At 71.3% G+C, this 7,535-nt stretch carries 6 protein-coding genes; 5 read left to right on the top strand and 1 reads right to left on the bottom strand.

Annotated features, from left to right (window positions below; all coding sequences use genetic code 11):
* Positions 1-23 precede the first annotated feature (23 nt).
* Positions 24-1,619 carry an NAD(P)-binding domain-containing protein gene (locus ACFU99_RS25750; RefSeq protein ID WP_384395924.1) on the bottom strand — a complete coding sequence of 532 codons (1,596 nt, stop codon included), beginning with the start codon at positions 1,617-1,619 and terminating at the stop codon, positions 24-26.
* A gap of 232 nt (positions 1,620-1,851) precedes the next feature.
* On the opposite strand from ACFU99_RS25750, the gene ACFU99_RS25745 reads away from it, so the two are divergent.
* The 5 genes from ACFU99_RS25745 (at position 1,852) to ACFU99_RS25725 (ending at position 7,366) form a co-directional block, all read left to right on the top strand.
* Complete coding sequence (locus ACFU99_RS25745; protein WP_384395921.1) at positions 1,852-3,408, top strand: class I adenylate-forming enzyme family protein; 1,557 nt, start codon at positions 1,852-1,854, stop codon at positions 3,406-3,408.
* 111 nt (positions 3,409-3,519) lie between these two features.
* Positions 3,520-3,849, top strand: a complete 330-nt coding sequence (locus tag ACFU99_RS25740; RefSeq protein WP_384395918.1) for a DUF427 domain-containing protein — start codon at positions 3,520-3,522, stop codon at positions 3,847-3,849.
* A 134-nt stretch (positions 3,850-3,983) separates the two neighbouring features.
* On the top strand, positions 3,984-4,982 hold the full coding sequence (locus ACFU99_RS25735; protein WP_384395915.1) for a metallophosphoesterase family protein: 999 nt from the start codon (positions 3,984-3,986) through the stop codon (positions 4,980-4,982).
* A gap of 19 nt (positions 4,983-5,001) precedes the next feature.
* Positions 5,002-6,249, top strand: a complete 1,248-nt coding sequence (locus tag ACFU99_RS25730; RefSeq protein ID WP_384395912.1) for an MFS transporter — start codon at positions 5,002-5,004, stop codon at positions 6,247-6,249.
* A gap of 28 nt (positions 6,250-6,277) precedes the next feature.
* Complete coding sequence (locus tag ACFU99_RS25725; protein ID WP_384395909.1) at positions 6,278-7,366, top strand: hypothetical protein; 1,089 nt, start codon at positions 6,278-6,280, stop codon at positions 7,364-7,366.
* The last annotated feature ends 169 nt before the right edge of the window (positions 7,367-7,535 follow it).

Genomic DNA, 7,535 nt, shown 5'->3' with positions numbered 1-7,535 from the left:
GCGCAGGTCCGACAGGGTGGGGATCACGGCTGGGAGGCCGGGAGGCGGTCGTCGAGGCGGGTGCGGAGGAAGCGCAGCAGCGGGGTGCGGTGCACGTCCTCGCTGTCCCACTCGTTCTCCAGGTTCTCGGTGAGGTGGTGTTCGCCGGTCGGCTCGTCGTCGCCCGTGCGGTAGAAGCGGACGACGGGGTGCAGGTAGCGGCCGTCGAGTCCGGTGGTGGACTGCTGGGAGACGCGGCCCGCCGAGACGTCGAACGGGTTGACGAGGTCGTGGTCGGCGCCGTATTCGAGGGTGACGGCGGCGTAGCTGTCGACGTCGCCGAAGCGGCCGTCGGCGACGGCGCGGTGCAGGTGCGCGACGGGGACTTCCTCGCAGTAGCGCAGGGTGCCGTCCGGGCCGACGAGGACGGCGTCGGCGAGGAAGCCGAAGAGCTGGAACAGCGCCGAGGTGTGGTTGACGCGCTCGATGACGGCGTCGGTGGCGGCCTCGGGCGTTCCGGCCAGGGCGCGGGCGGGCCAGGAGTGGTGGTGGTAGCGCTGTTCGAGGATGCGGTGCAGGGCCCGGACATTGTACCGGAAGCCGTGAATGAATCCGCTGGTGGATTTCTTGAAGTCGCGTGCCTGTGTGATGGTCCCGGCGAAGTACAGGTCGGGTACGTTCGTCGATTCCCAGGCGTCGTTCTGCGCCGGGAACCTGTCGTTGATGACCATTTCCGGACGGCATTCCGGGGCGAATACGGAGGCGTCGAAGCGGAATCCGGTGGCGAGGATCACCCGGTCGTACCGTATCTCCTTGACGACCTCGTTCACACGGGCGAAGGAGACCGCGACGGTGTACGAGGAGTCGGCGTGCCGCTCTATGCGCAGAATTCGGCCGTCCAGGACCGCGTTCTCCGATTTGAGCTGGTACGTGTCCAGGAAGTTGTTGTTGACGGCGCGGAGATGGCCGACGAAGTGGGTCTGCCAGGCGAGTTTCAGCGAGCCGGGGCCCGCGACGTGGATGACCGCGGCCTTCTCGGTGAGGTGGTCGGCGGTCTCGAAGGCGGAGTTGCCGCGGCCGATGATCAGGACGCGGGAGCCGGTGAACTCCGCGGCGTCCGTGCTGACCGCGTCGTAGCGCTCCGCCGTCTCGACGCCCTCGATGTCCGGCACGTACGCGCGGGTGTAGCCGGTCGCCATGATGAGCCGCTTGGCGCGGTAGACGCTGCCGTCCTCGGCGCGGGCGACGAAGTCGCCGGGGCGGGTGATCTCGGCGACGCGGGTGCCGTAGCGGATCCGCAGCCGGTGCGTGGCGGCGTAGTCGGCGAGGTAGCGGACGTAGTCGTCGGCGGCCGGGAAATACCGCTCGGTGTAGGTCGTGAAGAGCGGGGCGTGCTCGTCGCTGAGGAGGGAGTTCCAGTCGGTCCGCATTTTGCGCTCGGGATCGTCCCAGCTGGTGTGCACCTTGTTGATGGATATGAGCGTGCGGTGCCGGGGGAAGCGTGTGAAGAACGTACCCGGAGCGGCGCCGGATTCCACAATGAGGTAACTTCGCCCCGCTTTCCCCAGGAAATATCCCGCCTGCAATCCGGCGGGTCCGCCACCGACAACGAGATAGTCGACAGATTCTTCAGCGGCCATTGTTTTCTCCTGTTCCGCGGGGAGATTGGAACGACAGTACTTGATAGTTAAAGAACGACACCAGACCGCGTTTTTGTGACCTACATCACACCCCCTTCGGGTGGTTGTGAAGGACGTTGGCGATAGCTTGTGAGCGGCCCTTCGGCCCCATTGGACCGAACCGATCCCACCCCATCGGGACCGCCGGATCACGGCGTATTCCAGCCATTCGCACCCCCGGAGCGGAATCAAAGTGGATCATTCGACCGAATCCCCTTTCCCGCAGCCCCTCATCGACGCCTTCCGCGCCCGGCCGGACGCGCCGGCCTTCGAATACCGCTCGCGCCCCGTAGCGCGCGGGGAGGTGCTGGAGCTGATCGCCCGGTGCGCGCACGCACTGCGCGCCGAGGGCCTGGGGCCCGGCCGCCCCGTCACCCTGGCGACCGGCGTCACCCCCGAGGCGTTCGCCCTGCGCATCGCGGCCCACCTGCTCGGCTGCCGGGTGACCGGCCTGCCGCCGGGCCTGACAGCCCATCAACTCGCGCACGTACTGACCGACGCCGCCGCAGTCCTGGTCACCGACGAGAGCACGGAGGGCCTCCAACTCCCCCCTGCCGCGGAGAAGATGACCCGGCTCCGCCTCGGCCCCGACCTGCTGAAGCCCGGTTCCGAGACCATCGCGCCCGACGGACTCACCGCGCTGGGCCGCCCCGACGACATCGCGCTGATCAACCTCACCAGCGGCAGCACCGGCCGTCCCAAGGGCTGCGCGCAGACCTACCGCAGCCTCACCCGGAACTGGGCGTGGCAGCCCGCCCGCTGGACCGCGCGCACCGCGGATCTGGCCGCGGGCTACTCCCGCTATCTGCTCTTCGGCACCCTCACCAGCGCGGTGATCTTCGAGCACCTGGGGCTGAGCCTGCTCGGCGGCGGCACCGCCGTCATCCCCGCTCCCCCACTGGAGTTCCCGCGGGTCTTCGAGGAGCACCGGATCACCGCCTGCCTGCTGACCGTCCCCCGGCTGCACCACATCCTCGACGCCCTGCGCACCGAGCCCGTCGACACGAGCAGCCTGCGCGCCCTGCTGGTGGCGGGCTCCCCGCTGGCCCCGCACCGGCTCGCCGAGGCCGTCGACCGGCTGGGCGCCGCGGTCCACCACGCGTACGGGCAGACCGAGACCGGCATGCTCACCCTGCTCACCCCCGGCGAACTGGCCGCCCTGCCGCGCGAGGAGCTCCTGACGCGGACGACCGTCGGCCGCCCCCTGGACACCGTCGAGCTCAGCGTCCGCGACCCCGAGGGCCGGCCGCAGGCCGCCGGGGAGACCGGTGAGATCTGGGCCCGCACGGAGAGCGCCATGACCGGTTACTGGCAGGACGAGGAGCAGACCCGTGAAGTACTGCGGGACGGCTGGGTGCGCACCCGCGACCTGGGACGCCTGGACGAGGACGGTCTGCTGCGGCTGACCGGGCGCAGCCGGGACGTCATCATCGTCAACGCCGTGCTGCACTACGCCGGGGCGATCGAGCAGTGTCTGGCCGGCCACCCCGACGTGGACCAGGCGTACGTGGCCGGCGCGCCCGACGAGCGTACGGGCGAGGCCGCGTACGCCTTCGTCGTCCCCGTCGCCGGGCGCACCCCGGACCTCGCCGCGCTCCGCGCGCGCGTCGCGGCCGAACTGGGCGAGGCGAGCGTCCCGGCGGCGGTCACCGTGGTGCGGGAGGCGCCGTTGACGCCGGGCGGCAAGCCGGACAAGAGGGCGCTGCTCGCCGCGTTCCTCGCGGGCGGCGAGGAACGCGAGGAGGACTGAGCGCCCGGCACGAAGGCTGCGAGACTTTCCGGCAGAAGGCAGAAGGCAGAAGGCAGATCGCTTCGTCCGCCCGCGCGGGCGGGCCGGCGGTCCCGACCGAGAGGCACTCACATGGCACCCCAGGGACACGACATCGAGATCGAGCAGGGCACGGAGCACGTACGCGTCGTGCGCGACGGCCAGGTGATCGCCGACAGCAGCCGCCCCCTCCTGCTGCACGAGACCGGGCTGCCGGTGCGCTACTACCTGCCGCCCGAGGACGTACGCACCGACCTGTTGACCCCGTCCGAGACCCACACGTACTGCCCGTTCAAGGGCACCGCCTCCTACTGGTCGCTCGACGGCGGCCCGCGGGACATGGTGTGGGCCTACCCCGAGCCGAAGGACGGCGTGGCCCGGATCAAGGACCACTACTGCTTCTACGAGGTCGAGTTGGGCTAGGAGGGACGCGCCGAGACCCCCGCAGCCAGGGTAGGAAAGTTTCCTAACAATAGTTCGTCCGCAGTTCTTGACGCGTACATGAGCGGTCGTCAGGATTCCTCGCAACGGCTCGCCCGCCTACCGAGGAGACGGACATGACGCCCACCCCCCGCGCCAGGAAGCCGCTCGTCAGGAACCCCCGGATCAACCCCCGGATCAACCCCTGGATCGGTGTCCCCGTGGCCGCGGGGGCCGCCCTCGCCCTGGTCGGCGGCGCGCTGCTGTGGTCGCCGGGCGACCGGGCGGACGCCGCGACGGGCCGCCCGGCGGGGGCGGAGGCCGGAGCGAAGGCCGCCGGGTTCACGGCCGTCGCGGCGGGCGACATCGCCGAGCAGTGCACCGCGAGCAGCAGCAGCTGCGTCCACCCCAAGACCGCCGCGCTGGTCAAGAAGATCAACCCCGCGTTTGTCATGACCATGGGCGACAACCAGTACGACGACGCCCGGCTCAAGGACTTCCAGAAGTACTACGACACGACCTGGGGCGCGTTCAAGGCCAAGACCCACCCCATCGCGGGCAACCACGAGACATACGACCCGGACGGCGCGCTCAAGGGCTACAAGTCCTACTTCGGCTCCATCGCGTACCCCAAGGGCAAGAGCTATTACAGCTTCGACCACGAGAACTGGCACTTCATCGCGCTGGACTCCAACAGCCTCGACAAGTCCGAGCAGACCGACTGGCTCAAGGCCGACCTCGCCGCCAACACCAAGAAGTGCGTGGCCGCCTACTGGCACCACCCGCTCTACTCCTCCGGCGAGCACGGCAACGACCCCGTCAGCAGGCCCGTGTGGAAGATGCTGATCGACGCCAAGGCCGAGCTGGTGCTCAACGGCCACGATCACCACTACGAGCGGTTCGCGCCGCAGAACGCGGACGGCAAGGCCGACCCGAACGGCCTGGTCGAGCTGCTCGGCGGGATGGGCGGCGCCAACCCGTACAAGATCGAGGAGGTCCAGCCGAACAGCGAGAAGCGGCTGACCAAGACCTTCGGCGTGGTCAAGCTGAACTTCACCGACGACGGCTACTCCTGGGAACTGATCGGCACGGACGGCAAGACCAAGGACGCCAGCCCGTCGTACAAGTGCCGCTGAGCGGGCCCGGACGCCCCTGATGTACCTCGCCACCACGGGCGCGGCCGAGGCGGCACGCAAGGTGTCGCGCGGCCGCGTCGCCGGCCCCGTCCTCGCCCTCGGCTCGGTCAGCCTCGTCACCGACGTCTCCTCCGAGATGGTCACGGCGGTGCTGCCGCTCTACTTCGTCCTCCATCTCGGCCTCTCCCCGCTCCAGTTCGGCTTCCTCGACGGCCTCTACAACGGCGTCACCGCGCTGGTGCGGCTCGTCGGCGGGCACGCGGCCGACCGCGGCAACCGGCACAAGCTCGTCGCCGGGGCCGGTTACGCGCTCTCGGCGCTCTCCCGCGTCGGGCTGCTGCTGGCGGGCGGCGGCACCCTCGGCATCGGCGCGGCGCTCGCCGCCGACCGGATCGGCAAGGGGGTGCGGACCGCGCCGCGCGACGCGATCATCTCGCTCAGCAGCCCGCCCGAGACGCTGGGCCGCGCCTTCGGCGTGCACCGCGCCATGGACACCACGGGCGCGCTCCTCGGCCCGCTCGCCGCGTTCGCCCTGCTGTGGGCCACCGCCGACGCGTACGACGCCGTGTTCGTCGTCAGCTTCTGCGTCGGGCTGCTGGGGGTGCTGATGCTGGTCGCCTTCGTGCCGGGGCGCGAGGCGCTGCCGCTGTCCGCCCGGACGCACGCACCGCCGTCCTCCGCCCGCCCCAAGATCCTCGACCCGTTCCGCGACCCCGACTTCCGCCGCGTCCTCGGCGCCGCGTCGCTGCTCGGAGCGGCCACCATCGGGGACGCGTTCGTCTATCTGCTGCTCCAGAAGCAGCTGGACTTCGCCGTGCGCTGGTTCCCGCTGCTGCCGCTGGGGGCCGCCGCCGTCTACCTCTCGCTCGCCGTGCCGGCCGGGCGGCTCGGCGACCGCATCGGCCGCCGGGTGCCCTTCCTGTTCGGGCACGCGGCGCTGCTCGGCGCGTACTTGCTGCTGCTCACCACCGGCGCGGGCGCGCTCCTGCTGGTCGGCGTCCTGCTGCTGGTCGGGGTCTTCTACGCGGCGACCGACGGCGTGCTGATGGCGCTCGCCGGTCCGGTGCTGCCGGCCGCCCGGCGCGCGAGCGGCATGGCCCTGCTCCAGACGGGCCAGGCGCTGGCCCGGCTGCTCGCCGCCGCCGGGTTCGGGGCGGCCTGGACGCTGTGGGGCGTACGGCCCGCGCTCATCACCGCCGTGCTGGCGCTGGCGGCGGCGCTTGCCTGCTCGGCCGTTCTGCTCCGCCGCCTCGAAAGGAGCGCGTGATCCCATGCCGTCGTCACTGCCGTCACCCATGAGCGACGAAACCGGGGTGGCCGAGACGGCGCCGGACGCGACGCCGCTCGTCTCGGACCGGACCGGCCAGGACCGTGCCCGTACCCCCTTCGCGGCGCTGCCGACGCGCGCCAAGGTGATCGCCGTCGCGACGGCGGGCGTCGTGCTCGCCGCCGTCGCCGCCGTCTATACGGTCGGGGCCGCGCACCGGGCCGAACCGGCGGACACCGTCTCCGCGTTCGGCCTCGACAGCGGCAATCTGTACTTCCGCAGCACCGCCGCGGGGCACGGCCGCGTGGCCCGGCTGCCCGCCGCTCCGGGGGTGGCGGCGTCCGAGCGCACCACCGGCGGGCCCGCGTGCGAGCGCTTCTACGCGGCGGGCGGCACCGGCCTGTGCCTGACGCGCCGCCCCGGCATCCCGCCGACCTCGTACGCCGTCGTGCTGGACGGCAAGCTCCGCGAGAAGCGCCGCATCGCGCTGACCGGCATCCCCAACCGGGCGCGGGTCTCGGCGTCCGGGCGGATGCTGTCGTGGACGATGTTCGCGACCGGCGACTCGTACGCCACCTCGTCCTTCTCCACCCGCACCTCGATCCTGGACACCCGGACCGGCTACCTCATCAAGAACATGGAGGAGATCCAGCTCACCCTCGACGGCCGGCGCTACCACTCCCCCGACGTCAACTACTGGGGCGTCACCTTCGCCCGAGACGACAACCGCTTCTACGCCACCGTCTCCACCAAGGGCCACACCTATCTCGTCGAGGGCGACATGAGGACGTGGAAGGCCCGCGCACTGCGCGAGAACGTCGAGTGCCCCTCGCTCTCCCCCGACAACACCCGGCTCGTCTTCAAGAAGCGGGTCCGGCCCGGGGCCACCGATCCCTGGCGGCTGTACGTGCTCGACCTGCGCACCATGCGGGAGGCGCCGCTCGCCGAGGCGCGCAGCGTCGACGACCAGGCGGCGTGGCTGGACGACCGCACCGTCGGCTACGCCCTGCCGGGCCGCGCCAAGGGCACGAGCGACATCTGGGCCGTACCGGCGGACGGCTCGGGGACTCCGGCGCTGCGCGTGCCGGGCGGCTCGTCGCCCGCGATGGTCCGCTGACAGCGCCGACGGCGGCGACCGGGACGCGCGAGGACGGGCCGGCCTTGGAGCGCGGCCGGCCCGTCCTCGTCAGCGGATCACGGTCAGGCGGCGGCCTCGCCGTCCATGGCCGCTATGAGGCTCTTCGGCCGCATATCGGTCCAGTGCTCGTTGATGTAGTCCAGGCACG

Origin of the sequence: Streptomyces sp. NPDC057654 (assembly GCF_042800135.1) — a bacterium.
Classification (GTDB): Bacteria; Actinomycetota; Actinomycetes; order Streptomycetales; family Streptomycetaceae; genus Streptomyces.
The sequence above is the reverse complement of the archived record's forward strand: the minus strand, read 5'-3'. Positions and strand labels throughout refer to the sequence as shown.

Bases quoted from the DNA above. Each gene is read 5' to 3' on its own strand.
- ACFU99_RS25740 (WP_384395918.1), top strand. From the start codon at position 3,520: ATGGCACCCCAGGGACACGACATCGAGATCGAGCAGGGCACGGAGCAC.
- ACFU99_RS25735 (WP_384395915.1), top strand. From the start codon at position 3,984: ATGACGCCCACCCCCCGCGCCAGGAAGCCGCTCGTCAGGAACCCCCGG.
- ACFU99_RS25750 (WP_384395924.1), bottom strand. From the start codon at position 1,619: ATGGCCGCTGAAGAATCTGTCGACTATCTCGTTGTCGGTGGCGGACCC.
- ACFU99_RS25725 (WP_384395909.1), top strand. From the start codon at position 6,278: ATGAGCGACGAAACCGGGGTGGCCGAGACGGCGCCGGACGCGACGCCG.
- ACFU99_RS25730 (WP_384395912.1), top strand. From the start codon at position 5,002: ATGTACCTCGCCACCACGGGCGCGGCCGAGGCGGCACGCAAGGTGTCG.